This is a genomic window from Komagataeibacter xylinus, from assembly GCF_009834365.1.
Lineage (GTDB): Bacteria > Pseudomonadota > Alphaproteobacteria > Acetobacterales > Acetobacteraceae > Komagataeibacter > Komagataeibacter xylinus_D.
In genome coordinates this window covers 1,071,527-1,094,445 of sequence record NZ_CP041348.1, presented here as the reverse complement: position 1 = coordinate 1,094,445, position 22,919 = coordinate 1,071,527, and the positions used below count along the sequence as shown (strand labels likewise).

25 protein-coding genes are annotated in these 22,919 nt (G+C 64.7%); 13 read left to right on the top strand and 12 right to left on the bottom strand.

The genetic code is table 11. The features are described 5' to 3' along the window. Positions 1-50 precede the first annotated feature (50 nt). From FMA36_RS05175 to FMA36_RS05160, 4 genes are all read right to left on the bottom strand, one after another. Entirely contained in the window at positions 51-797 is a 747-nt protein-coding gene (locus FMA36_RS05175) for a pyridoxine 5'-phosphate synthase (protein ID WP_159261329.1), read from the bottom strand. After that, positions 794-1,783: a 4-hydroxythreonine-4-phosphate dehydrogenase PdxA gene (gene pdxA / locus FMA36_RS05170; protein ID WP_159261327.1), complete on the bottom strand. Its 990-nt coding sequence runs from the start codon at positions 1,781-1,783 to the stop codon at positions 794-796. The genes FMA36_RS05175 and pdxA overlap by 4 nt, the downstream gene beginning before the upstream one ends. Then, positions 1,776-3,182 carry a dipeptidase gene (locus tag FMA36_RS05165; RefSeq protein ID WP_159261326.1) on the bottom strand — a complete coding sequence of 469 codons (1,407 nt, stop codon included), beginning with the start codon at positions 3,180-3,182 and terminating at the stop codon, positions 1,776-1,778. Before FMA36_RS05165 ends, pdxA begins: the two co-directional genes overlap by 8 nt. A gap of 157 nt (positions 3,183-3,339) precedes the next feature. Continuing rightward, positions 3,340-3,630 carry a hypothetical protein gene (locus FMA36_RS05160; RefSeq protein WP_159261325.1) on the bottom strand — a complete coding sequence of 97 codons (291 nt, stop codon included), beginning with the start codon at positions 3,628-3,630 and terminating at the stop codon, positions 3,340-3,342. A gap of 121 nt (positions 3,631-3,751) precedes the next feature. Here FMA36_RS05160 and FMA36_RS05155 point away from each other — a divergent pair, with 121 nt between their 5' ends. From FMA36_RS05155 to FMA36_RS05145, 3 genes are all read left to right on the top strand, one after another. Then, positions 3,752-4,177, top strand: a complete 426-nt coding sequence (locus FMA36_RS05155; RefSeq protein WP_240906483.1) for a LapA family protein — start codon at positions 3,752-3,754, stop codon at positions 4,175-4,177. 40 nt (positions 4,178-4,217) lie between these two features. Then, positions 4,218-4,937 (top strand): orotidine-5'-phosphate decarboxylase, encoded by a 720-nt coding sequence (gene pyrF / locus FMA36_RS05150; RefSeq protein WP_159261324.1) that lies wholly within the window; start codon positions 4,218-4,220, stop codon positions 4,935-4,937. A 109-nt stretch (positions 4,938-5,046) separates the two neighbouring features. Then, positions 5,047-5,673 (top strand): phosphoribosylanthranilate isomerase, encoded by a 627-nt coding sequence (locus tag FMA36_RS05145; protein ID WP_159261323.1) that lies wholly within the window; start codon positions 5,047-5,049, stop codon positions 5,671-5,673. Between the two features lie 89 nt (positions 5,674-5,762). On the opposite strand, the gene FMA36_RS05140 is transcribed toward FMA36_RS05145, so the two are convergent. Both FMA36_RS05140 and FMA36_RS05135 read right to left on the bottom strand, forming a co-directional pair. Next, positions 5,763-6,089: a hypothetical protein gene (locus tag FMA36_RS05140; RefSeq protein ID WP_159261322.1), complete on the bottom strand. Its 327-nt coding sequence runs from the start codon at positions 6,087-6,089 to the stop codon at positions 5,763-5,765. A 230-nt stretch (positions 6,090-6,319) separates the two neighbouring features. Then, positions 6,320-6,817: a DciA family protein gene (locus FMA36_RS05135; RefSeq protein ID WP_159261321.1), complete on the bottom strand. Its 498-nt coding sequence runs from the start codon at positions 6,815-6,817 to the stop codon at positions 6,320-6,322. 10 nt (positions 6,818-6,827) lie between these two features. Here FMA36_RS05135 and mutY point away from each other — a divergent pair, with 10 nt between their 5' ends. The 3 genes from mutY (at position 6,828) to hemH (ending at position 9,212) form a co-directional block, all read left to right on the top strand. Continuing rightward, entirely contained in the window at positions 6,828-7,901 is a 1,074-nt protein-coding gene (gene mutY, locus FMA36_RS05130; protein ID WP_159261320.1) for an A/G-specific adenine glycosylase, read from the top strand. 60 nt (positions 7,902-7,961) lie between these two features. Next, entirely contained in the window at positions 7,962-8,084 is a 123-nt protein-coding gene (locus tag FMA36_RS19670) for a hypothetical protein (protein ID WP_276612601.1), read from the top strand. Positions 8,085-8,156: 72 nt separating this feature from the next. Further along, positions 8,157-9,212, top strand: coding sequence for a ferrochelatase (hemH, locus tag FMA36_RS05125; protein WP_159261319.1), 1,056 nt, complete (start codon positions 8,157-8,159; stop codon positions 9,210-9,212). A gap of 119 nt (positions 9,213-9,331) precedes the next feature. Here hemH and FMA36_RS05120 read toward each other — a convergent pair whose 3' ends face one another. After that, positions 9,332-9,949 (bottom strand): hypothetical protein, encoded by a 618-nt coding sequence (locus FMA36_RS05120; protein WP_159261318.1) that lies wholly within the window; start codon positions 9,947-9,949, stop codon positions 9,332-9,334. Between the two features lie 455 nt (positions 9,950-10,404). Continuing rightward, complete coding sequence (locus tag FMA36_RS05115) at positions 10,405-11,475, bottom strand: COX15/CtaA family protein (protein WP_159261317.1); 1,071 nt, start codon at positions 11,473-11,475, stop codon at positions 10,405-10,407. Between the two features lie 117 nt (positions 11,476-11,592). On the opposite strand from FMA36_RS05115, the gene FMA36_RS05110 reads away from it, so the two are divergent. From FMA36_RS05110 to FMA36_RS05095, 4 genes are all read left to right on the top strand, one after another. Beyond that, complete coding sequence (locus FMA36_RS05110) at positions 11,593-12,285, top strand: TVP38/TMEM64 family protein (protein WP_159261316.1); 693 nt, start codon at positions 11,593-11,595, stop codon at positions 12,283-12,285. Between the two features lie 86 nt (positions 12,286-12,371). Continuing rightward, on the top strand, positions 12,372-13,670 hold the full coding sequence (locus FMA36_RS05105) for a multidrug effflux MFS transporter (protein ID WP_159261315.1): 1,299 nt from the start codon (positions 12,372-12,374) through the stop codon (positions 13,668-13,670). Positions 13,671-13,854: 184 nt separating this feature from the next. Continuing rightward, positions 13,855-14,385, top strand: a complete 531-nt coding sequence (locus FMA36_RS05100) for an adenine phosphoribosyltransferase (protein ID WP_078525690.1) — start codon at positions 13,855-13,857, stop codon at positions 14,383-14,385. Positions 14,386-14,521: 136 nt separating this feature from the next. After that, positions 14,522-16,756 carry an FUSC family protein gene (locus FMA36_RS05095; protein ID WP_159261314.1) on the top strand — a complete coding sequence of 745 codons (2,235 nt, stop codon included), beginning with the start codon at positions 14,522-14,524 and terminating at the stop codon, positions 16,754-16,756. A gap of 194 nt (positions 16,757-16,950) precedes the next feature. On the opposite strand, the gene accC is transcribed toward FMA36_RS05095, so the two are convergent. The 3 genes from accC to aroQ are packed head-to-tail and all read right to left on the bottom strand — an operon-like array spanning position 16,951 to position 19,216. Next, on the bottom strand, positions 16,951-18,300 hold the full coding sequence (gene accC / locus FMA36_RS05090; RefSeq protein ID WP_061274442.1) for an acetyl-CoA carboxylase biotin carboxylase subunit: 1,350 nt from the start codon (positions 18,298-18,300) through the stop codon (positions 16,951-16,953). Continuing rightward, positions 18,300-18,764: an acetyl-CoA carboxylase biotin carboxyl carrier protein gene (locus FMA36_RS05085; RefSeq protein ID WP_159261313.1), complete on the bottom strand. Its 465-nt coding sequence runs from the start codon at positions 18,762-18,764 to the stop codon at positions 18,300-18,302. Before FMA36_RS05085 ends, accC begins: the two co-directional genes overlap by 1 nt. Continuing rightward, the gene (gene aroQ, locus FMA36_RS05080; protein ID WP_061274471.1) at positions 18,761-19,216 is read right to left on the bottom strand and encodes a type II 3-dehydroquinate dehydratase; all 456 of its coding nucleotides are present in this window, start codon (positions 19,214-19,216) and stop codon (positions 18,761-18,763) included. The genes FMA36_RS05085 and aroQ overlap by 4 nt, the downstream gene beginning before the upstream one ends. A gap of 133 nt (positions 19,217-19,349) precedes the next feature. Here aroQ and FMA36_RS05075 point away from each other — a divergent pair, with 133 nt between their 5' ends. Further along, positions 19,350-19,892: a septal ring lytic transglycosylase RlpA family protein gene (locus FMA36_RS05075; RefSeq protein WP_159261312.1), complete on the top strand. Its 543-nt coding sequence runs from the start codon at positions 19,350-19,352 to the stop codon at positions 19,890-19,892. Positions 19,893-19,943: 51 nt separating this feature from the next. On the opposite strand, the gene FMA36_RS05070 is transcribed toward FMA36_RS05075, so the two are convergent. Then, positions 19,944-20,885 carry a YihY/virulence factor BrkB family protein gene (locus tag FMA36_RS05070; protein ID WP_159261311.1) on the bottom strand — a complete coding sequence of 314 codons (942 nt, stop codon included), beginning with the start codon at positions 20,883-20,885 and terminating at the stop codon, positions 19,944-19,946. 379 nt (positions 20,886-21,264) lie between these two features. On the opposite strand from FMA36_RS05070, the gene FMA36_RS05065 reads away from it, so the two are divergent. Next, on the top strand, positions 21,265-22,395 hold the full coding sequence (locus FMA36_RS05065) for a type III PLP-dependent enzyme (protein ID WP_159261310.1): 1,131 nt from the start codon (positions 21,265-21,267) through the stop codon (positions 22,393-22,395). Between the two features lie 125 nt (positions 22,396-22,520). Continuing rightward, entirely contained in the window at positions 22,521-22,916 is a 396-nt protein-coding gene (locus tag FMA36_RS05060; RefSeq protein WP_240906550.1) for a copper resistance CopC family protein, read from the top strand. Positions 22,917-22,919: the final 3 nt, after the last annotated feature.

Below are 22,919 nucleotides of genomic sequence, written 5' to 3'. Positions count from 1 at the left end.
ATGGGGCACTATTCCTGATCCGCTCCCTGGCCCTGCCGCGGGCTGATCTGTCAGTCCCGCGCCGCTGCGATCACGGCCTTCATGTGCCCGATCACCGCAGGCAGCCCGTCAAAAATGGCCTGCCCGATCAGGAAATGCCCGATATTGAGTTCCATCACCTGCAGCAGGGCTGCGATGGGTGTGACATTATCATAGGTCAGGCCGTGGCCCGCATGCACTTCCAGCCCGCAATGGGCGGCATGGGCGGCACCTGTGGTCAGGCGGCCCAGTTCCACCGCGCGGGCGGCTGCATCGGGCGCATCGGCATAGGCGCCGGTATGCAGTTCCACCACGGCGGCACCCAGTTCTGCCGCAGTCTCGATCTGTGCGGCATCGGGGTCAATGAACAGCGAGACACGGATGCCTGCGTCATTGAGTCGTGCAATGCGCGGGGCCAGCGTTTCGGCTTGTCCCACCACGTCCAGCCCGCCCTCGGTCGTGACCTCCTGCCGGCGCTCGGGCACCAGGCAGCACGCATGCGGGCGCAGGCGGGTGGCGATGGTGGTCATTTCCCCGGTCGCGGCCATTTCCATGTTCAGCGGAATGGCAAGCTCCGCGCGCAGGCGCTCCAGGTCGGCATCGCGGATGTGGCGGCGGTCCTCGCGCAGATGCGCGGTAATGCCGTCAGCGCCCGATTTCTGGGCCAGTAATGCTGCCTTGACCGGGTCGGGATGCGTGCCGCCGCGTGCGTTGCGCACGGTGGCGACGTGATCGATGTTCACGCCCAGCCGGATCGGGGCGGGAGAAGATGCGCTCATGACCTGTTCCTGTGTTCGGCCATCTGCATGGCCAGGCGTAATGCTGCGACAAGGCTGGAGGGGTCAGCCGTGCCGCGGCCCGCAATATCGAAGGCGGTGCCGTGATCGGGCGATGTGCGGATGATGGGCAGCCCCAGCGTGGTGTTGACCCCCTGCGTCATGTCGATGGTCTTGAGCGGGATCAGCGCCTGATCGTGATACATGCACATCGCCACGTCATAGCGCGCGCGGGCGGCGGGCGTGAACATCGTATCAGGGGGCCAGGGGCCGCTCACATCCATGCCGTGTTTGCGCAGCTCTTCCATGGCGGGGAGGATGATGGTCTGTTCTTCCGTGCCCATGGTGCCGCCTTCGCCCGCATGCGGGTTCAGCCCGGCCATGGCGATGCGGGGGCGCGCAATGCCAAAGTCACGGATCAGCGCCGCATGGGTGGTGCGGGTGGCGGTGATGATGCCTTCGGTGGTGAGTTCATCAAGCGCGCGGCGCAGGCTGACATGGATGGTCACGGGCACCACACGCAGTTCGGGGCAGGCCAGCATCATCACCTCGCGCCCGGGCACATTGCACAGGGCGGCAAGATATTCCGTATGGCCCGGATAGGCGAAACCTGCCTTTTTCAGCACGATCTTGCTTATGGGGTTGGTGACAACGCCCGCCGCGTGCCCGTGGCGGGCGAGTTCCACCGCGCGGGCGATGGAGGTGGTGATGGCATCCGCATTGCGGCTGTCCGGCTGGCCGGGGTGAACGGGGGCGGCCAATGTGACCGGCAGCACCGGCACGGCATCGGCAAACACGTCCGCTGCCTCGCCAATGCTGCCAATCTCGCGCACTTTCACGCCGTAACGGGCGATCAGTTCCGCATCCCCGATAACAGCGAAAGGCATGGCGCCTGCCCGCATGGCCCGCCAGGCGCCTGCGGTGATTTCCGGCCCGATCCCGGCCGGGTCGCCCATGGTCAGGGCAAGGGGAGGCATGACTTCAGGCATCGGTCGTGGCCATGGCGTGCAGGATGCGGACCCACGAGCGCATGCCCTTGTGGAAGGAGGTCAGGTCATATTTCTCGTTGGGGGAATGGGCGCGGTCATCATCCAGCGCAAAGCCCACCAGCAGGGCGGGCATGCCCAGCACGCGCTGCATGTCGGCTGCCACCGGAATCGAGCCGCCACAGCCGATGGTCACCGCAGGCGTGTTCCATTCCGCGCCCAGCGCGTCGAGGGCGGGTTGCAGGCCAAAGGCATCATCGGGCAGGGCGCTCGCCACCGATCCGCCGCAGGGCGTAAACGTGACCGTGCAGTCCTCGGGCAGCATGTTGCGGACATGGCTGCAGAAGGCCTGGCGGATATGCACCGGGTCCTGTCCCGCCACCAGCCGGAACGACACCTTGGCTACGGCCTCGCCGGGCAGCACGGTCTTGAAGCCCGCGCCGGCATAACCGCTGGAAATGCCATTGATCTCGAAGCTGGGGCGGCACCATGTCTGCTCGATGGCGGTGTAACCTTTCTCGCCCGCCGGGCACGACAGCCCGACCTCGCCCAGAAAGGTCGCATCATCGGGCGCAATCTCGCGCCAGCGCGCGCGCAGTTCCGGGGCCGGGTCCTGCACGCCCGCATAGAAGCCGGGCAGTTTCACCCGGCCGGTCGCCTCATCGCGGATGGAGGACAGGACCTGGCATAGCACCTCGGCGGGGTTGCGCGCGGCATTGCCGTAAATGCCGGAATGCAGGTCGCGCGTTGCGCAGCGCAGGTGCACCTCCTCGCCAAGCATGCCGCGCAGCGTGGTGGTGATGGCGGGCACGCCGGGCAGCATGGCGGTATCGCAGATCAGGCCGACATCGGCGCGCAGTTCCTTGCGGTGCGTTTCCATGAAGGGCAGCAGGCTGGGGCCGCCACATTCTTCCTCGCCCTCGATCAGCAGCGAGATGCGCACCGGCATCTGCCCGTTTGTTGCCCTGATGGCGCGGATGGCCTCGATAAAGGTCATGACCTGGCCTTTGTCATCCGATGCTCCACGGGCGACGATGCGCTTCGTGCCATCCTGCGCCGTGACCAGCTTTGGTTCGAACGGCCCACTTTCCCACAGTTCCAGCGGATCGACGGGCTGCACGTCGTAATGGCCATAGAACAGCACATGCGGGCCTGCGGGCGGCGTGCGGTCGTGGGCTGTAAGAATGGGGTGGCCGGGGGTTTCGTGCAGGGTCACGTCAAAGCCGAGGCCATCGAGCTCATCGCGCAGCCATTGTGCGGCACGCCTGCAGTCATCGGCATGTTCGGGCTGGGTGGAAATGCTGGGAATGCGCAGGAAGGCAAAAAGCCGCTCAAGGGCCGCATCGAGCGTGCGGTCCGCCTGTTCCAGAACGGGAGAAAGGGGGGAGGCGGTCGCGGTCATGAAATCTCCGTTTGCTGCAATCGGCGGGTGCCCCGGCATGGGCCTGACCGCGCTTTATACCATACCTCAGGGTGCGCGCAGGCGGGTGCATAAGGGAAAACACCGCCTTTTTGAAAAAAGGGGGAGCACCCGGAAACGTGTATTATTTTCAATCAATTTATGAGTGACATTGCCCATGCAGAAAGCCCAGCGCGGGCAGGGGGCGCCAGGCGCGCGGCAGGTCGGCACGGCGATAGGGGCGGATGCTGTACTGCGGCACGGCCACCGCATTGCGCTCAAGGAAGGCGCGATAGGCCGTGACCTGGCTGTTGCGCCACGCGCAGTCGGCCTCGGCCGCCGCGCGGGTGGCATAGATGCTGGCAATGCATGTCTCGCGCCCGGTGCGGGCTTCAACCGCCCAGGATTCATCACGCCGCGTCGTGCTGCGAAAAACGACAACCTTGCCCATTGCTCCGCTCCCTGCACCCTGTGTGGTACAGGCAACCATGCCCGTGCCGCGCGATCAAGGCAGCGCCGCAGGAATTGATTTTCTTGCAGGCTCTGGTTGTTAAGGGTAGGGAAACAGGATCATGATACGTCTTTTCATCACCCTGCCCGTGACCGTGGCACTGATCATTTTCGCGGCCTGCAATCAGGCGCCAGTGGAACTGTCATGGCTGCAGTGGAAATGGACGTCATCCCCCGGCGTGCTGGCGCTTCTGGTGGCCGCCCTGTTCTACGCCACCGGCTCGGCCAGTGTCTGGGTTGTGGTGCTGCGCCAGATCCGCCGCGCGCGCCGCGCCGAGCAGGAACTGCGCACTCTGCGCGCCAGCCTGCCTGAGACCGATGCACCCGCCCGCCTGCCGGGCCTGACATCGGCCCCGGCCAATTCCCCCATGCTCAAGGCCTATGCCACACCCCAGCCGGTCGAGACGCCGCCCGCGCCTGAGGTGGCTCCTGCCCCTGAGGCTGCTGCGCAGCCTGCCACGCTGCCCAGGCCGCCCGAGCACTCCTGATCCTGACCAACTCGCCATTTCTGCCTCTGGAGCACCGCCAATGAGCCATGGACGGCCCACCCGCCTGATCGTTGCCCTCGACACCAAGGACACCGCACAGGCCACAAGCTGGCGTGAGCAGGTGGCGGGGCAGGCAGGCATGGTCAAGCTGGGGCTCGAGTTCACCTATGCCTGCGGGCTCGATGCGGTGCGCGAAGCGGCAGGCGAGAGCCCGCTCTTTCTTGACCTCAAGCTGCACGACATTCCCAACACCGTGGCCTCGGCCATTGGCAGCCTGGCTGCACTCCGGCCCGCCATGCTGACCATCCATGCCAGCGGTGGCCCCGCCATGATTGCCGCCGCCCGCAAGGCGATTGACGAGACCTTTCCCGAAGGGGCCCGCCCGATGCTGCTGGCCGTGACCGTGCTGACCAGCATGGATGAGGCCGCCCTGCACGAAACCGGGGTGCAGGGCAGCGTGGAGGCGCAGGTGCTACGTCTTGGCGCGCTGGCCATGGACTCGGGTGCGGATGGTCTTGTCTGTTCCTCGCACGAGATTGCGCCGCTACGGGCCGCGCTTGGTGCGGCACCGGTGCTGGTGGTGCCCGGAATCCGCCCCGCAGGCAGTGCCCTGGGCGACCAGAAGCGGGTCATGACCCCGGCACAGGCAAGCGCTGCCGGAGCAGACTGGATTGTGGTGGGCCGCCCCATTACCCGCGCCGACAACCCTGCGGCTGCTGCTGCGGCTATTGCTGCCGAACTGCAAACGGCACTCTCCTGAAAAAAGTTTTTGGTGAGGCTTTTTCCAAAAAGCCTGAGAAGAATGTGGTCTTTTTGAAAAAAGGCGGCACCCGGAAACTTTGAAATTTTAAGGTAGCGGCAGGATCACAATGACAGTCAGGGTCAAGATATGCGGCATCCGTGACGGGGCGGGGCTCGATGCCGCCTGTGCGGCCGGGGCCGACTGGGTGGGGTTCGTGTTTTTCAGCCGCTCGCCCCGCCATGTCACGGCCCCGCAGGCAGCCCCACTGGTGCACCGCCTGCCGGTAGGCGGTCCGCGCGCCATCGGCCTGTTCGTGCGCCCGACGGATGACGAAATCCGTCACGTGCTGGATACGGTCGCACTCGATGGATTGCAGATTTACGATACCGCAGCCCGTGCCGCCGCCATCCGCGCCCGGTTTGGCGTGCCGGTGTGGCTGGCTGCCGGCATTGCCGCCCGTGCCGACCTGCCGCAGGCCTGCACGGTTGATGGGCTGGTGATCGAATCCCGCCCGCCTGCGGGGGCGCAGCGCCCCGGCGGCAATGCGCAGGCCTTTGACTGGAGCCTGACCGAGGGTTGGCAGGCGCCAGTACCGTGGATGCTGGCCGGTGGCCTGCGGCCCGATACCGTGCGTGAGGCCATAACCCGCAGCGGGGCGCGGGCGGTGGATGTCTCATCCGGGGTAGAGACAGCCCCCGGCATCAAGTCGCCTGCGTTGATCCGTGAATTCGTGCAGGCGGCCCGCAGCCTTTAAACGTGTTCGGGTGCCGACTTTTTAAATGGCGGCACCTTTACGAAGCCTTTTGGAAAAAGTTTTACCAGAACTTCCTTCCGTTTCAGATCCTAGCGGTAATAACCGTAATAGGCCGGAGGCGGCGGAGGTGGCGGCGGCGGATAGGCATAAACCGGGTAGGGCGGCGGTGGATAACCGTAGGCCGGATAGCCATACCCGTAGCCATAAGGCCGGTAGCGATAGGGCGACATGGCTACGCCCAGCGCGGTGCCGGCAGCCATGCCCATGCCAAAGCCACCCCAGCCCCAGCCACGGTGCCAGCCGCCGCCCCAACCGGGGCCACCCCGCCAGCCACCCCCCCATGCATGGGCGGCAGGGGCAGGCAGAACGCCAACCAGTCCCATGGATACAGCCAGCAGCAGAGCCAACTTACGCATCTGACGGGTTCCTTTTTTGTACCATTGCAAGCGCGATATTGGCACGGATCGGGTAGATATCCAGCCCCATACCCTCACCGTTCCGTGATGTTACGTATCAGGAAGCCCCCGGAACAGGGCGTTTTCATGACAGTCGGGATATGGCGACTCATCCGGGCGGTTTCCAGCAGAATAAAAGTTTCTGGGTGCCGCCTTTTTAAAAAAAAGCTTTACCAGAAACTTTCATCTTTTCATCGGTCCTGCCGGGCGCGGAGCCATCCGCCGAGTGAAGCCAGCGCCTCTTTCAGCGGGCCGTCGGGCATGTCGTCAATATCCACGGGGGCAGGCGGCGTGCGCGGCGGGGCAGGGGGGCGGGCCTGCCGGGGCAGTGCGATCAGGTCCTGCACCATTTTCAGCCGCTTGACCACGCCGGTGCCGCAGGTGGTGTTGATGCGGGCAATGACGGTGGGGGCGAGGTGCTGCAGTTCCATCGCCACCGGCCCCTGGCAGCCCACTGTCAGCGTGCCGGCCGAGAGCCTGCGCGGCACGGTCAGGGCGGCCAGATGGGGGCCGACAATATCCGCCCAGTCCGCCATGACCTGCACGGCGGCAGCCGACTGCTTGCGAAAGACCGGCTGGCTGATCTGGGGCAGCAGGGCGGCCATGCTGCGCGCGCGAAAAGCCCGGCGCGGCGGCTCGGGGGGCGCGGCTTCGTTCTTTTTCTTGCTGCGTGGCGGCGGGTTCGTCATAACCGGGTCCGTGTTACCTTGTGCTACCGATCTGTTACGCTGGTATGACCGGCACCGTCGCATTCTGCCATGGCGCGCGCTGCCCGGCCAGAACATTGATCCCTATCGGGTGTGGCTGAGCGAGATCATGCTCCAGCAGACCACGGTCACGGCGGTCATGCCCTATTTCGAGCGTTTCCTTGCCGCCTTCCCCGATGTCACGGCGCTGGCCCGCGCGCCGCAGGATCAGGTCATGGCGCTGTGGGCAGGGCTTGGCTACTACGCCCGCGCGCGCAACCTGCATGCCTGCGCCAGGGCCGTGGCAGCGCGTGGCGGCACTTTTCCCGATACGGTGGAAGGGCTGCTGGAACTGCCGGGAATCGGGGCCTATACGGCAGCGGCCATTGCTGCCATCGCCTTTGGCCGCCCCGTGGTGCCGGTGGATGGCAACGTGGAGCGCGTGACCAGCCGCCTGTTTGCCCTGACCGATCCGCTGCCCGGTGCCCGCAAGGCCATTGCCGCCCGCGCCGTGACCCTGAACGGCGATGCGCAGGCCAAAGCCCGCCCCTCCGATTTTGCGCAGGCGCTGTTTGATCTTGGGGCGGGTATCTGCACGCCGCGCAACCCGGCCTGCGTACTGTGCCCGTGGCGCGAAGCCTGCGCGGGCCATGCGCAGGGCATTGCCGCCACCCTGCCGCGTCGCGCGCCCAGGATCGCGCGGCCCGTGCGGCATGGCGTGCATTTCTGCCTGGTGGATGAAGCCGGGGGCCTGCTGCTGGTCCGCCGCCCCGAAAAAGGGCTGCTCGGCGGCATGATGGGCCTGCCGGGGCCGCACTGGCGCGATGACCCGTGGCCCGAGGCCGAGGCATTGGCGCAGGCTCCTGCCGCGCCCGGCCTGCACCCACGCTGGCGCATGGTGGGGCAGGTGAAGCATGTGTTCACCCATTTCACCCTGCTGGTGGATGTGTACGCAGCCACAATTGCAGCCTTTCCCAACAGCATGGCCGCACAGGGATGCGTGCATTACCCCGGTGATGGTGCCGTGGCGCTGCCCTCGCTCATGAGCAAATGCGTAAAGGTTGCACGCAGGGCCGGTATTTTTTGATTGACGCCGCCATGATCCACGCGGTTGAGTAATACGTGTCCGATCAGGAAAGGGACCGTAATGTTCGCTTTTGTCCAGATGCTTTCCCCCGTTATGGCCCTGCTGGGCCTTGTTGCCGCCACCCGTTACTGTTCAGCTCCTGCGCGCGCCATGCAGCCGGTCCGGGTGCGCGCCCGGCGCTAGGATGCACCCCATGCAGGGTGAGGGGCTGCTGGTCCTTTGCATCCGCCTCCGGCTTCCTGTAGCAGCCGGAGCATGACATTTATTACTGTAAACCGCGCGGCGGGGCATGAAGATGCGCCGCCGCGCAACGGGGTTCTGCTAAGCAATCTTGGCACGCCCGATGGTACCGGCTATGGCGCAGTACGCCGCTATCTGGCCGAATTCCTGTCAGACCGGCGCATTATTGAAGCCAGCCCCCTGATCTGGAAGCCGATCCTGTATGGCCCGGTGCTGACCTTCCGCCCGCGCAGGTCGGGCGAGGCGTATCACCGCATCTGGCACCATGACCGTGATGAAAGCCCGCTGCGCACCTATACGCGCGACCAGGCGGAAATGCTGGCACAAAGGCTGGCGGCTGACGATGTGCCGGTGGCGTGGGGCATGCGCTATGGCCAGCCCTCCATAAAGCAGGCGCTGCATGAGCTGGTGGCACAGGGGTGCGACCGTATCCTGCTTGCTCCGCTTTACCCGCAATACAGCGCCACCACCACGGCCACGGCCAATGACCAGGCGTTTCGTGCCCTGATGCGGCTGCGCAACCAGCCCGCCATCCGCACCCTGCCGGCCTTTGCCGACCATCCGGCCTATATCGCGGCCCTCGGGCGCTCGATCACGGCCCGGCTCGAAACGCTTGATTTCAGGCCGCAGATGATTGTTGCCTCCTTCCACGGCCTGCCCAGGGTGTATGTGGAAAAGGGCGACAGCTATGCCGATGAATGCGCGCGCACCATCGTCGCGCTACGCCGTGCCATGGGGTATGACGCGCAGATGATGCCGCTCACCTTCCAGTCCCGCTTTGGCCCGGCAAAATGGCTGGAACCCTATACCGCGCCGTTTATCGAGTCGCTGCCAGCGCAGGGCATCGAGCGCATTGCGGTGATTACGCCGGGCTTCATTTCCGACTGTATTGAAACGCTCGATGAAATCGGCAACGAGGCGGGGGCAGACTTCATCAAGGCAGGTGGCAAGGAACTGGCCCTGATTCCGTGCCTGAACAACTCTCCCGATGCCATTGACCTGCTCGAGACCCTGGTGCGCGAGGAACTGGCAGGCTGGCTGCCACGTAAGCCGGCGGTCTCTGCTGGCTGAGGTCTCTCCCGCCCGCTAACGGAGAAAAGTTTTTGGTGAAGCTTTTTTCAAAAAGCTTCAGAAAGGGCCGCCTTCGGGAAAAAAGGCGGCACCCACAAACATTGATGATGCTTTCGCGCTCAGGGCCGGTCGCAGCTTTCGGTCAGGTCGTTATAGACCTGTCCTTTAGGGCACGAAGCCGGAGGATGCTGCGGGGCAGGCTGGCTCTGACCCTGCATGCCGGGCTGCGGCTGTGCCGGGGCAGGCGCCAGCAGGGTGGACAGATCCTTGTCATAGACGGAATCGTCTTCAGGCGCGTTATTGCCCGTGGCGTTATAGATTTCAGGTGCAGCCCGATAGCTGGCACTTGCCGCGGCAGCTCCCATCGCAGCGCCTGCGCCATAATAGCCGGGCCAGCCCCAGCCACCCCAGCCGCCGCCCCAACCCCAGCCCCAGCCGCCCATGGGGTAACCCCAGCCGACATAGCCGGGGTAGTAGCCAGCACCCCAGCCGCCCCAGCCCCATCCACCGTGCCAGCCACCCCAGCCGCCGCCACCATGCCAGCCCCCGCCGCCATGCCAACCGCCCCCACCACCGCGCCAGCCCCCGCCGCCGCCATGCCAGCCGCCACCACCGCCGTGGCCGCCCCCACCAAAGCCGCCGCCCCCGTGGGGGGCAGCATGGGCGGGCAGGCTCAGTGAGCCGCACGCAATCAGGGCCAGCGTCACGCCTGTCAGTGCCTGTTTCAGCTTGTGCATGTTCCATTCCTGCATGTCTTGATGGGGTTTATCGCAGAAAATCACCGATCGGGAAAAGACGTGGCGCGGCAGGCCATCCGGCCAGTCTCCTGACGCCGGGTTTCATAACGCGGCGAGAGCCAGCCCGGATGCCCGTTCAAGGCAGGGGACTGGTCTGTACCTGTTTTTCATGAACGGCATTTCTGCCCGGTTTGGCCCAATGTGCAAGCGTGGGGTGCACGACAGTAACACTCCGTAGCATAACCTGTCTCAGCGCCAGATCGCCTGCCCATGGCCGTGAAACCGTTATCGCGACGGGCAGGATTTAAGAACTGCTTGAAAAGAGCCTGTCATTTAAAAACAGTAAAAGTTTCCGGGTGCTGCCCTGTTTCAAAAAAGGCGGCGCTCCTTAAGAAGCTTTTTTCAACAAGCTTCATCAGAAACTTCCCTCTGTTTCGTCGCGTATTTCAATACGTTTACGGTCGGCCAACCCCACGCAGCCGGTGCAGCGTGATGATGGCCGCCGTCAGCACGATGGCAGCACAGGTCTGGTGCACCGTGCCCGCCCATACCGGCACGACCAGCAGCAGCGTGGTCACGCCCAGCGCGTATTGCAGCAGCACCAGCCAGCCCAGCATGGTCAGGGCCGCATGCACGTCCTTGCCCAGTTGCGGCGTGCGCAGCCCGAGCACGATCGTAACTCCGATCAGCACCGCCGTGGTGGTGGCGAGCAGCCGGTGGTCGAACTGGATGGCGGGAACGTTCTGGAACCAGTTCAGCCAGAAGGGGTGCAGCTTTGCATAACCCTGCGGGATCAGGTGCCCATCCATAAGGGGGAAGGTGTTGTAGGCGAAGCCCGCATGCGTGCCCGCCGTAAAGCCGCCCGCGATCACGGTTATGCCCACCAGAAGGCAGATGGCCCAGACCAGCGCATGGATGCGCCGCACTTCCGGGGTTGCAGGAATGAAGGCGGGGCGCGGCGTGCGCACGGACAGCGCCGTCCACAAAATGGCGATGTAGAGCGCGAAGGCGCAGCACAGGTGCAGCACCAGGCGCACGGGGGCGACCGCCGTGCTGTCCGGGTTGAAGCCCGATGCCACCATGAACCACCCGATGGCGCCCTGCAGCCCGCCGAGCACGAAAAACAGCACCAGCCGCAGCGCCAGCCCCCGGCTCAGCGCCCCGGTGATGGAAAACCACACCAGCGGCACCAGCAGCACGAAGCCCATCAGCCGCCCCCAGAAGCGGTGCGTCCATTCCGCCCAGAAGATCTGCTGGAAGCCCGCAAGCCCGAAGCCATCATGCAAAATCTTGTATTGCGGGATGGTCTTGTACAGTTCGAACTGCCGCTCCCACTCCGCATGGCTCAGTGGCGGGATCATGCCGGTGATCGGCCGCCAGTCCATGATGGACAGGCCCGAGCCGGTCAGGCGCGTGTAGCCGCCAAGGGCGATCATGCCCACGAGCATGAAGCAGATGGCAAACAGCCAGGTGGAGATACGCTGCCTGTTGCGCAGATCCTGCGCGGAAGGGGGCGTGCGGCCCATCAGGGAGCCAGTGGAAGGATATGCGGACATAACCGGATTTAGACTGGCCTTGCAGTCAGCCGCAAGGCGATGCTAGGCGCGAAGGAACATATATTCTTCCATAACCGGGACGCACGCATGACAGCACCGCACGCCGCACCGCCCCTTCCCGTGGCACAGGGCAGCCTGCGCGTGCTGGTCCGGCCCCTGCTTCTGCTGGCGACCTTTGTCGTGCTGACGGTGGTGCTTGGCCGCCTGCCCGCCGTGCGCGGCATGCTGGCGGCAGGCGGCGGCCTGAATGCGGGCCCGGGCGGCATGGCCGTGTTCGTGCTGGCGGGCAGCGCATTCTGCGGGCTTGGCCTGCCCAGGCAGGCGGTGTGCTTTGCCGCAGGTGCGGCCTACGGAATCGGGGCCGGATGCCTGCTTGCCACGGTGGCCACGGTGGCCGGGTGCCTGTGGGGCTATGGCTGGGGCCGGTGGGCGGGGCGCGTGCGCATGCCCGCCCGCCTCGGTGCAACCCTGGCGCGGGTGGAAGGTTGCGTACGCGCGGCCCCCTTCGCCTCGGTGCTGGCGCTGCGGCTCATGCCGGTGGGCTCGGCGCTGCTGCTCAACCTGGCCGCGGGCATGCTGGGGGTCAGGGTCACGGCGTTCGTGCTGGCAACCCTGCTGGGCAGCCTGCCGCAGACCGTGGTGTTCGTGCTGGTGGGCACGGGCATGCAGCTTGGGGGTGGGGCGCGCATCGGGGTTGCCATCGGGCTGTTTGGCCTTTCGGCGCTGGTGGGGGTGTGGCTCATGCGCCGCATGCGTGGCTTGCCGTCATGGCAGGAGTGAATTGCAGTGATGTTGTAATTAGAGGGTGAAAAAATGGACCGGGCTGGTCTACTAGTCCCCACAGTCTTTTAATATTGGAGCGCCTCATGGGCTCATCCGTAACGGCGGGCCGTCCGGCAGAAACCCCCGTGCCTGAAACGACCGGTCGCCCCATGGGCTGGATCGCGATCCTGCTGGGGTTCCTGACTGCGGTCGGCCCGGTCTCGACCGATATCTACCTGCCCGCTTTCCCCGAGCTTGAAACCACGCTGCATGGCCGCGCGGGCTCGGCGCAGATGACGCTGGCGGTATGGTTCGTGGGGCTGGCCATCGGCCAGATCACCATGGGCCCGCTATCGGACCGATTCGGCCGCCGTCGGCCCATGCTGCTGGGTACGCTGGTCTATACGCTGGCCTCGGTCGGGTGCGCCATGGCGCGCGATATTCCCACCTTTTCGTTCTTCCGCTTTGTCGCCTCGCTCGGGGCTTCGGCCAGCCTGATCATTCCGAGTGCCTGCGTGCGCGACATGTCGCATGGCAATGAATCCGCGCGGCTGATGTCGCGGCTGGTGCTGGTGATGGGGGTCGTGCCCATTCTGGCCCCCACGCTGGGCGGGCTGGTGCTGTCGATCGCATCGTGGCGGTCGATCTTCTGGGCGGCGGCGGTGTATGGCGTGATCTGCATCGGGCTGATCTGGCGCGTCCTGCCCGAGACCCTGCAGCCCGCCAACCGCAGCGAGTTCTCGCCCGTGACCCTGTTCAGCCGCTATGTCATGCTGGCGCGTGATCGGGGGTTCATTACCCATGCCATGATCGCGGGTTTCGCGTGCTTCATGTCCTTTACCTACCTGTCGGCCGCGCCTTCGGTGTTCATTCACCAGTTTGGTCTTACGCCGGCGCATTTCGGCATGATGTTTGGCGTGTTCGCGGTGTGCATGATCGGGGCATCGCAGCTCAACGGCGTACTCGTGGGGCGCATTGACGCCGCCCGCATCCTCGGTGTCTCGGTGGGGGTTGCGGTGGCAGGCACCATGGCCATGACGGCCATGGCCGTTGTCATTGCGTTTGCCATGCAGCATGGCGGCCACCCGCCGCTGTGGATGCTGGGCTGCCTGATCCTGGCCATGATGGTCTCGCTGGGCACGACCGGCATCATCGGCCCCAATGCCACGGTGGGCGCGCTGGCCGACCACCCGCGTTTTGCGGGCAGCGCCTCGGCTTTTGTCGGCACGCTGCAATACGTGCTCGGCGCCGTGGCCGGTGCGTTCGTGGGCATGCTGCCCGCCAACTCGCCGCTGCCCATGGCGGGCGTGATGCTGATGGGGGCCGCGATCATGATGGTGATGGTGCTGCTGCGCCCCGCCCGCGTGCCCACGACGCTGCCGGCCGGGGCGGCTGAGGAATAAAATCTTCTTCCCCACTGCCGTAGCGCATGATGGGTGCCAAAGCGTGCGCAAGGGGTGCGGGTGGGGTTGTCGGGCTGGCGCGTGGCGGCTACAGCGGGGGGCCGTCCAGTGGGCGACAGTTTCGTGAACGGGGCGCGTATGTCCCGGATTTGTATGACAATGCAACGGGGACCGTGCACCGATCATGACGACCGCCCAGATCGACCTGAAACAGTATATTCGCCATATCCCGGATTTTCCCAAGCCCGGCATCCTGTTCTACGATATCTCGACGCTGATGCGGAACGCCGATGCCTGGCAGATCGCCATGGGCCGCCTTGCCGCCGCCGTGGCTCCCTGGGCGCCTGATGTGCTGGCCGCCATCGAATCGCGCGGGTTCCTGACGGCAGCGCCGCTTGCAAGCCGCCTGGGCTGCGGGCTGGTCATGCTGCGCAAGCCCGGCAAGCTGCCGGGCGAGACGGTGTCCTATAGCTACGACCTGGAATACGGCTCCGATTCGCTGCACATCCAGGCCGATGCCATCAAGCCCGGCCAGCGCGTGGTGGTGATGGATGACCTGCTGGCAACTGGCGGCACGCTGGTGGCCTCGGTCGCCCTGCTGCACAAGGTGGGTGCCAACGTGGTGGGGGCTGCCACCCTGATCGAACTGACCGGCCTTGGTGGCCGCGATCGGCTGGATGTACCGGTCAAGACGCTCGTCTCTTACGACGAATAACCCGCAGTCCGGGCGCGGGTGGCATGCGGCATACGCTTTCTTCCATGCGGCCATTGGGCTGTCAGCCTGTTCGTACAACCGGTATGGTGTACGGTATGCAGGTATCGTATCTGGATAGGGGGAGCCACGCGCCGGGATGAAAGGTCTTGAGCTTTCCCTGACCCGTTTTCAGGATCAGATACGGGCATTTTTCCGGCGGCTGTGGCCGCCGGGCATGACCCTGCGCCAGGACCATCTGCGGTGGCTGTACGCGCCGGGCATCTTCACCTTCGGCTATGCGCTGCGCACCACCATTACCTCGCTCATTGCGCTGGGCATTGCGCTGTGGTGGGAGCTTGGCAGCCCGCAATGGGCGGCGCTGACGGTGTGGATGGTGGCGCAGGGCACGCGCGGCAAGAGTGTGGCCAAGGCGCGGTGGCATCTGTTTGGCATGGTGGTGGGCACGATCTGCGCCGTGCTGCTGGTGGCGGCGTTTCCGCAGGCGCCGCTCATGTTCATCCTGCTGCTTGCCATTGGCATCGGCACGTTCTGCTTTATCGGCACGCTGTTGCCCGGTCCCGCCACCATGACCAACTACCGCATTCACGGCATGCGGGCGAGCGGGTTCACCTACGCCATCATCTCGCTTGATGGCATTGCCGACCCGCAGAACATCTTCATGACCGCCATGTCGCGCGCGACCTATATCGTGCTGGGCATCGTGCTCGAGAGCACGGTCTCCTCGCTGTTCCAGTTCAAGCTGGCCAAGCGCGCGGAAGACCGGCTGGCCGATAATTTCATGACCGCCATCAATGGCGCGGCCCAGACGCTGGCCTCCCTGCTGTCAGGTGATACGCAGGTGCTCAAGCAGGCGCGGGGCGTGTTCTCCAACATCACCACGCTGAGCGACCAGATCGAGTTTGCCGAAGTGGAGATGGGTGCCCATCGCGGCCATGAGGGCGACCATGCCCGCGCGGCCCTTGCACGTGTGGCCATGCTGCTTTCGCGCGGGCTGGACCTTGCCGCCCTCATGCAGGGGCCGGTGGGCAGGCCCGATGCTGCCTTCAACGCCACATCAAGCAAGGTGCAGGCCTTCCTCAAGGACATGGCGGGCGAGCTTGAGGCCAGTGAAGACATCCACCCCGTGCTGGCGCAACTGGCGGAGCTGCAGGCGGCGTGCCGGCAGAGCGTGGCGGATTCCCTCAATCAGGAAATGGGCAGTCCCGGGAGCCTGCCGGTTGACCCGCAACTGGTGCAGATGCTCTCGCAGCAGCGCATGCTCAATTACGCGCTGGGCCAGATCCTTGATGAGCTGGAGCAGGCGCTGATCCAGTTCGATGCCAGCCGCAACCCGCTGGCGCATGACCATTTTCACTACCGGCTCAAGACCTTCCGCGACTGGCAGCAGGCCTTCACCAACAGCCTGCGCGCCTCGGTCACGATTTTTGGTGCGGGGGTGATCTGGATCACGACTGCATGGTCGGCCGGGCTGACCTTCATCATGTTCGTCTCCATCGTGTGCAGCCTGTTCTCCACGCTGGAAAAACCGGCGCTTGCCACCCGTGCCTTCCTTGGGGGCGCCATTATCGCCTCGATCGTGGCAGGCGTGCTGGTGCTGTGGCGTCTGGCTTCGCCCACCACGTATGAGATTCTGGCGCTGTGCCTGTTCCTGCCCATGCTGGCGGGCGGGCTGGCCTTTGCCTATCCGGCGCTGATCCTTGGCGCTGTGTCGTACAACCTGTTCCTGCCCATTCTGCTCGGGCCGGGTAACCAGACGCGGCTGGATGAGGTGGCGTTCTTCAACACCGCCATGCCGCTCGTGGTCGGGTTGTGGTATGCGATGTGGGCCTTCCGGCTGGTGCTGCCGTTCGATACGAACGACATGCGCTGGCAGATGCGCACCGGCATCCTGCGCGGCCTGCGCTACGTAGCGCGGGCGCGCACGCTGCCCACCACACTGTATGTGGTCGAGCACAATGTGGACCGCTTCGTGCGCCTGCTGACCAATGCGGAAAACACGCCCGACACCATTATCGACGCCTATCTGCAGGGCATCCTGTCAGCCATGACCATCGGGCTGAACATCATCCGCCTGCGCGCCATCCTTGAGCGGCACCTGCTGCCGCCCGAGGCGCAGCGCGTGGTAGGCGAGATGATGGGCCGCATGGCGCAGTTCAGCGGGCGCTATGGCGGGCATTACGGGCGCACGGCGCGCTCGGCCAAATTCGCCATCATGCACCTGCAGCAGCTTGCCGGGCAGACCGACAATCTGGGCGTGCGGCTGGAAATAGACAGTGCGCTGGGGTGCCTGTACGTGATTTCATTCGAACTGGACCACAACCAGAAATTCTTTGATGCCTCCAGCCCTTACCTTGATCCTGTCATGGCTTAATAAAGTGCAGGTATGTGTACTATTTTATCTGAATGACTAATAACCATAAGTGGTGTCATCTGAAGCTTTTTGAAAAAAGCTTCACCAAAAACTTTCTTATGTTTTCAGGATGGTCATAAAAAAAGCGGCTCCTGCCGGATGGCAGGGGCCGCTTTTCTGTTTTCAGGCCGCGATGACGATCGGGCCGTGATCGCTCAGCCCTGCTGCTGGCGGGCCACGAAGTTTTCCAGCCAGTGGATGGTGTAGTCACCCTTGCGGAACTGGGGGTCTTCGAGGATCTTGCGGTGCAGCGGGATGACCGTCTTCACGCCTTCAATCACGAATTCATCCAGCGCGCGGCGCATGCGCTCGATCGCCTCAAGGCGGGTCGGCGCGCGCACGATCAGCTTGGCGATCATGCTGTCGTAATAAGGCGGCACGCGGTAGCCCGCATAGAGCGCGCTATCGATTCGCACGCCCAGGCCACCGGGCGGGTGGTAGACCGTGATCGTGCCCGGCGTGGGCATGAAGGTCTGCGGATCCTCGGCGTTGATGCGGCATTCGATCGCATGGCCGGAGAACTTGATGTCGGACTGGCTGTAGCCGATCGGTTCGCCCGCCGCGATGCGGATCTGCTCGCGCACGAGGTCCACGTCGCACACCATTTCCGTTACCGGATGTTCCACCTGCAGGCGGGTGTTCATCTCGATGAAGCAGAACTGCCCGTCCTGATACAGGAACTCCAGCGTGCCCGCGTTGCGGTAGCCGAGCTTGGTCAGGGCGGAGGTGGCAATCGCACCGATCTCGTCACGTTGCCGGGCTGTCAGGGCGGGGGAGCCCGCCTCTTCAAGCAGCTTCTGGTGGCGGCGCTGCAGCGAGCAGTCACGCTCGCCATAATGCACCACGTTGCCATGCGTGTCGGCCATGATCTGCAGTTCGATATGGCGCGGCTTGTCGAGGTATTTTTCGAGATAGACCTCGTCATTGCCAAAGGCGGCGCGGGCCTCGGTGCGGGCAACGCTCCACGCTTCCTCAAGGTCGGCCTCGGTGGGGGCGACCTTCATGCCGCGTCCGCCACCACCGGCGGCGGCCTTGATCAGCACGGGGTAGCCGACCTTCGCCGCGACCTCTCGCGCCTGCTCCAGGCTTTCCAGCGCGCCATCCGAGCCGGGCACCAGCGGCACGCCCAGCGCCATCATGGTGGTCTTGGCGGTGATCTTGTCGCCCATCATGCGGATATGTTCCGCCGTCGGCCCGATGAAGGTCAGGCCGTGGGCCTCGACCGTCTCGGCAAAATCGGCGTTTTCCGACAGGAAGCCGTAGCCGGGATGGATGGCGTCCGCCCCGGTAATGGTGGCAGCCGAGAGGATGGCCGCGACATTGAGGTACGAATCGCGGCTGGCTGGCGGCCCGATGCACACGGCTTCATCCGCAAGGCGGACATACATGGCATCCGTATCGGCCGTGGAGTGCACGGCAACGGTCCGGATGCCCAGTTCGCGGCAGGCCCGCAGGATGCGCAGGGCGATCTCGCCACGATTGGCAATGAGGATCTTGGAAAACATTACTCTATGATGACCAGCGCTTCGCCGAACTCGACCGGGTCGCCCGACTGCACCAGAATCCGGCTGACCGTGCCTGCGCGCGGGGCCTTGATCTGGTTGAAGGTCTTCATCGCCTCGATCAGCAGCAGTGTCTGGCCTGCGGTCACCTGCTGGCCTTCGGATACGAAAGCGGGCGAGGACGGATCGGGCGCCAGGTAGGCCACGCCCACCATCGGGCTGGTGACCGCGCCGGGGTGCTTGGACAGGTCGGCCGGGTTGGTGGCGGGCGGGGCCACGGGCGTGGGCGCAACCGGTGCCGCGGCCACGGGGGCCGGGGCGGGCACGGCATGCGCCACGGGGGCGGCGGCGCGTACCACGCGAATGCGGTTGTCCTTTTCCGCGATCTCGATTTCGGTCAGGCCGGTATCGGTGAGAATTTCAGCCAATGCCCGTATGGCATCCGCATCCACGAGCAGTCGGCTCATTGATCGTCCTCGTCCAGAATCATGTCTGTCATGGCCTGAAGCGCCAGGGCATACCCCCGTACGCCCAGCCCGCATATGACGCCAATGGCGGCCTGGGAGACGTAGGAGTGATGACGGAAGGCTTCACGGCGGTGAATGTTGGAGATGTGCACCTCGATCACCGGCAGATCAACGGCAAGCAGCGCGTCGAGTATGGCAACCGAAGTGTGGGAATAGGCCGCCGGGTTGATGATGATGCCGCGTGCGCGGCCCCGGCATTCCTGTATCCATGAAACGAGTTCCCCCTCGCCATTGGTCTGGCGGAAGTCGATGGCGACATCGAGCCGTTCGGCTGCCTGGACACAGACCTGTTCCACGTCATCAAGTGTGGCATGGCCATAGACTTCGGGCTGCCGCAGTCCGAGCATGTTCAGGTTTGGGCCGTTCAACACGGCAATGAGAGGGCGCTCCATGATGCACGCGCCTAGCACGCCCGCCGCCCGGTTCCAAGCCCGATCATGCGTCGGCCCTCCCCGTGGCGCTGGCTCCACCCCGTCGGCAGGCTGGATTATGCCACGAAGGTCCAAATTATGTTATGGTGGCGTCATGACAGGAAAATCCGATCATCGCCGCGCACGTGCGGCGCGGGGCAGCAATACGACGCGCTTTGGGGCCTCTGTGGCGATGGCATGCCTGATGCTGGCGACGCCTGGCCTGCTCAGCGCGGCGCAGGCGGCGGCCCGGCATGCGGCGGGCACCACCCGGCACGGCGGCCGCGCCAGCGTAAGGCGCCCGCCCGCCATGGCGCATGTGCCCGCGCACTGGAACCAGCACGGCCTGGCCAGCTGGTATGGCTCGGGCATGCAGAACGGGCATGCCACAGCCTCGGGCGAGCGGTTCGACCCCGATGCGCTGACCGCCGCCCACACCCGGTTGCCACTGGGCACGCGGGTCAGGGTGCATGCCCGCAGCACCGGGCGCTCGGTCGTGGTTCGGATCAATGACAGGGGGCCGTATCATGGGCACCGCATCATCGACCTGTCGGCCGAGGCCGCGCGGCAACTCGGCATCATGGGCCGCGGCGTGTCGATGGTGGATATAGAATCCGCGCGCGAGGCGGATGAGGAAGTGGCCAGCGCCACGCGCTAGGCGTGCTTTTTTAAAGGAAGCACTCCGCGCGCAGGAACCGGCCCATCTTTTTTAAAGGCGCTGGTGCTTGGTCCAGCCTTCCATGGTCTTGTCGGGCGAGCAGCGCAGTTTCATCTCGATCTCGAGTCCCGCATTCAGTTCCGCGCCCAGCAGCACCACATAGGCCGAGACATAAAACCACATCATGATGGCGATGAACGCCCCCAGCGGCCCATAGGTGGCGCTGTAGCCCGCGATATGGCTGACATAATAAGAGAACCCTGCCGAGGAGAGCAGCCACAGCAGCGTGGCCCCGATCGAGCCGGGCAGGATGCACCGCCAGTAGGTATGGGGCCGGTTGGGGCCAAAGCGGTACAGCGCCGAACACAGCGACAGCACGAACAGCAGCATGAGCATGGGCCCGCCCATGCGCACCAGCAGCTCGACCGAGCCAGGCGGGGGGGCGAGTTCGAGCTTCTGCGGCAGGTAGTCGAGCAGGAACGGCAGCCCCACCATAAGGGCAAGCGTAAGGATACCGCCACAGATCGAGCAGAAGGTCAGCGCCATCCCCATGGCCTGAAAGCGCAGGAAGCTACGGGTCTCGGGCGTGTTGTAGGCCACGTTCATCGCCAGGATGAGCGAGCGCGTGGCCGCCGAGGCGGACCATGTGGCGATGGTGGTCGATATGATCAGGTTCAGCGTGAGCGATGAATGCGATTCGGCCACCAGCATGTGAATGCGCGCGCCGAGCATGTCATAGGCCGAAGGCGGTAGCAGGTTGCGCAGCACCACAAGCTGGGGTTCCACTGTCTGCGGGTCAAACAGGAGGCCATAGAGCGAGATGAGCGTGCTCATGGCCGGAAACAGCGACAGCGTGGCGTAGAACGCACAGCCTGCTGCCGCCAGCGTGATCTGGTCGGATACGATGTTGCGGGCGACCTGCCGCAGCACTTTTTTGACCTGCTGCATGGAAAAATGCGGCAGGTGATGTGCGGGCGGGGGCATGTCCGTCATATCGATTTCAGTAGATGAGGAACCAATCAAGGCGGGCTTCTTGTCCTGTTTGTGCGGTGGCGTGCCGGGCGTGCAGGGGGGCGGCCTGTGTGCATTGTGCCACGATCACGTGATCCTAAAGGAAAAATTGCGGATCGTGAGGATTTTTCTATTGCGTCAGGCGCGTATTGTGCGCATATGCGCTCCCTACGCAACAACGCACGTGCCACTGGCCCTCTGAGGTTACGCAACGACGTCAAGCGTTCTGGCAATCGGGCCGCCACATGGTGGGGGTCCTTATTGGTCGCTGGTCCGTTAGACCGTTTCGCAACATCTGTCCGTTTGTGCAATTCCAGAATTGTGTTCATCCGGGCGGCAGTACAGAAGGGATTTGGGTGCGATGACTCCCAAAATCGCTCGTTATCTGGCTGAGCAGGCTCCTGCCACGCCATGCCTTATCGTTGATGTCGACCGGGTGGAAGAACGCTACCGCGCCCTGCGCGAGGCGCTGCCGCTGGCCCGGATCTACTACGCCGTAAAGGCCAATCCCGCCCGTGAGATCCTGACCCGCCTCGTGGGTCTTGGCTCGTCGTTCGATGCCGCCTCGTGGGAAGAGATTTCCATGTGCCTCGAAGCAGGCGCGCGGCCGGCCGATGTCTCGTTCGGCAACACGGTCAAGAAGGCGTCGAACATTGCCCGCGCGTTTGCCGCAGGTGTTGACATGTTTGCCTTTGACTGCGCGGAAGAACTCGAGAAGCTGGCCCGCCACGCGCCGGGCTCGCGCGTTTACTGCCGCCTGATCGTGGAGAACGAGGGGGCTGACTGGCCGCTGTCGCGCAAGTTCGGCACCACGCTGGACAATGCACGCGACCTGATGCTGCGCGCGCGTGACCTTGGCCTCGACCCCTATGGCCTGTCCTTCCACGTGGGCAGCCAGCAGACCGAGACCGGCGCATACGAGGCGGCGATCGCCCGCGTGGGCATGCTGTTCACCGACCTCAAGGCGGCGGGGCTTGACCTGCGCATGGTCAATCTCGGCGGCGGGTTCCCCATCCGTTACCGTGACGACGTGCCGGGCATCGACCGCTTTGCCGTGGCCATCAGCCACGCCATGACCGAGCATTTCGGCAATGACCTGCCGGAAATGATCATCGAGCCGGGCCGCTTCATGGTGGGCGATGCGGGCGTGGTGTCATCGGAAGTGGTTCTGGTCAGCCGTCGTGGCATGGATGATGGCGTGCGCTGGGTCTATCTCGACATCGGGCGCTTTGGCGGCCTGGCCGAGACCGAGGGCGAGGCCATCCGCTACGGCATCCGCACCCCGCATGATGGCACGGCAACCGGCCCGGTCGCCATTGCAGGCCCGACCTGTGATGGGGCGGACATCATGTATGAAAGGACCCCCTATGCCCTGCCGCTGGGGCTGGAATCGGGCGACCGGATCGAACTGCTCTCCACCGGGGCGTATGTTTCGACCTACTGCTCGACCGGGTTCAATGGCCTCAAGCCGATTCAGGAACACTACATCTGATCGCGTTCAGCACGACCTGAACACGTCTGAATACCGGGGCGGCAGGATGAAAGTCTTGCCGCCCTGCGTGTATCGGGGGGATACACAGGGCAGTTCCATCCATGCCGGAGGTGTGTTCCTTGCCCGTGTCCCGTGTTTCAACGCTGCGTTTGCTTGGCCTGTCCCTTCTTGGGTGCGTCATGGCGGCGCGGGCGTCTGCTGCTCCCGTGCTGGTTCACGCCACGCCATCGGCAGGGCAGCATGTGCCTGCGGGCAATGTGGCGATCAGACTGAGCTATAATAGCGTGATCGACCCGTTCCGCGCGCGCCTGCTCCTGCTTGGTCCAAGCGGCGTGCCGCAACTGCTTGCGGCTTCTCCCAGTGATGATGAACAGCAGGGCCTGGCCACCACCGTGGCGCTAACGCCGGGGCATTACGTGCTGCACTGGCGCATGCGCGCGCCGGGTGGCACACCCGCGGAAGGCAATGTGCCCTTTGATGTAGACCCCGCAGCCACCACAGCGCCTGCGGGCGGAAAATAGCCG

What these genes read in the sequence shown, in the direction of transcription:
- FMA36_RS05175 (WP_159261329.1), bottom strand. Translation starts at nt 797, where the DNA reads ATGAGCGCATCTTCTCCCGCCCCGATCCGGCTGGGCGTGAACATCGAT.
- pdxA (WP_159261327.1), bottom strand. Translation starts at nt 1,783, where the DNA reads ATGCCTGAAGTCATGCCTCCCCTTGCCCTGACCATGGGCGACCCGGCC.
- FMA36_RS05165 (WP_159261326.1), bottom strand. Translation starts at nt 3,182, where the DNA reads ATGACCGCGACCGCCTCCCCCCTTTCTCCCGTTCTGGAACAGGCGGAC.
- FMA36_RS05160 (WP_159261325.1), bottom strand. Translation starts at nt 3,630, where the DNA reads ATGGGCAAGGTTGTCGTTTTTCGCAGCACGACGCGGCGTGATGAATCC.
- FMA36_RS05155 (WP_240906483.1), top strand. Translation starts at nt 3,752, where the DNA reads ATGATACGTCTTTTCATCACCCTGCCCGTGACCGTGGCACTGATCATT.
- pyrF (WP_159261324.1), top strand. Translation starts at nt 4,218, where the DNA reads ATGAGCCATGGACGGCCCACCCGCCTGATCGTTGCCCTCGACACCAAG.
- FMA36_RS05145 (WP_159261323.1), top strand. Translation starts at nt 5,047, where the DNA reads ATGACAGTCAGGGTCAAGATATGCGGCATCCGTGACGGGGCGGGGCTC.
- FMA36_RS05140 (WP_159261322.1), bottom strand. Translation starts at nt 6,089, where the DNA reads ATGCGTAAGTTGGCTCTGCTGCTGGCTGTATCCATGGGACTGGTTGGC.
- FMA36_RS05135 (WP_159261321.1), bottom strand. Translation starts at nt 6,817, where the DNA reads ATGACGAACCCGCCGCCACGCAGCAAGAAAAAGAACGAAGCCGCGCCC.
- FMA36_RS19670 (WP_276612601.1), top strand. Translation starts at nt 7,962, where the DNA reads ATGTTCGCTTTTGTCCAGATGCTTTCCCCCGTTATGGCCCTGCTGGGC.
- hemH (WP_159261319.1), top strand. Translation starts at nt 8,157, where the DNA reads ATGACATTTATTACTGTAAACCGCGCGGCGGGGCATGAAGATGCGCCG.
- FMA36_RS05120 (WP_159261318.1), bottom strand. Translation starts at nt 9,949, where the DNA reads ATGCACAAGCTGAAACAGGCACTGACAGGCGTGACGCTGGCCCTGATT.
- FMA36_RS05115 (WP_159261317.1), bottom strand. Translation starts at nt 11,475, where the DNA reads ATGGGCCGCACGCCCCCTTCCGCGCAGGATCTGCGCAACAGGCAGCGT.
- FMA36_RS05110 (WP_159261316.1), top strand. Translation starts at nt 11,593, where the DNA reads ATGACAGCACCGCACGCCGCACCGCCCCTTCCCGTGGCACAGGGCAGC.
- FMA36_RS05105 (WP_159261315.1), top strand. Translation starts at nt 12,372, where the DNA reads ATGGGCTCATCCGTAACGGCGGGCCGTCCGGCAGAAACCCCCGTGCCT.
- FMA36_RS05100 (WP_078525690.1), top strand. Translation starts at nt 13,855, where the DNA reads ATGACGACCGCCCAGATCGACCTGAAACAGTATATTCGCCATATCCCG.
- FMA36_RS05095 (WP_159261314.1), top strand. Translation starts at nt 14,522, where the DNA reads ATGAAAGGTCTTGAGCTTTCCCTGACCCGTTTTCAGGATCAGATACGG.
- accC (WP_061274442.1), bottom strand. Translation starts at nt 18,300, where the DNA reads ATGTTTTCCAAGATCCTCATTGCCAATCGTGGCGAGATCGCCCTGCGC.
- FMA36_RS05085 (WP_159261313.1), bottom strand. Translation starts at nt 18,764, where the DNA reads ATGAGCCGACTGCTCGTGGATGCGGATGCCATACGGGCATTGGCTGAA.
- aroQ (WP_061274471.1), bottom strand. Translation starts at nt 19,216, where the DNA reads ATGGAGCGCCCTCTCATTGCCGTGTTGAACGGCCCAAACCTGAACATG.
- FMA36_RS05075 (WP_159261312.1), top strand. Translation starts at nt 19,350, where the DNA reads ATGACAGGAAAATCCGATCATCGCCGCGCACGTGCGGCGCGGGGCAGC.
- FMA36_RS05070 (WP_159261311.1), bottom strand. Translation starts at nt 20,885, where the DNA reads ATGACGGACATGCCCCCGCCCGCACATCACCTGCCGCATTTTTCCATG.
- FMA36_RS05065 (WP_159261310.1), top strand. Translation starts at nt 21,265, where the DNA reads ATGACTCCCAAAATCGCTCGTTATCTGGCTGAGCAGGCTCCTGCCACG.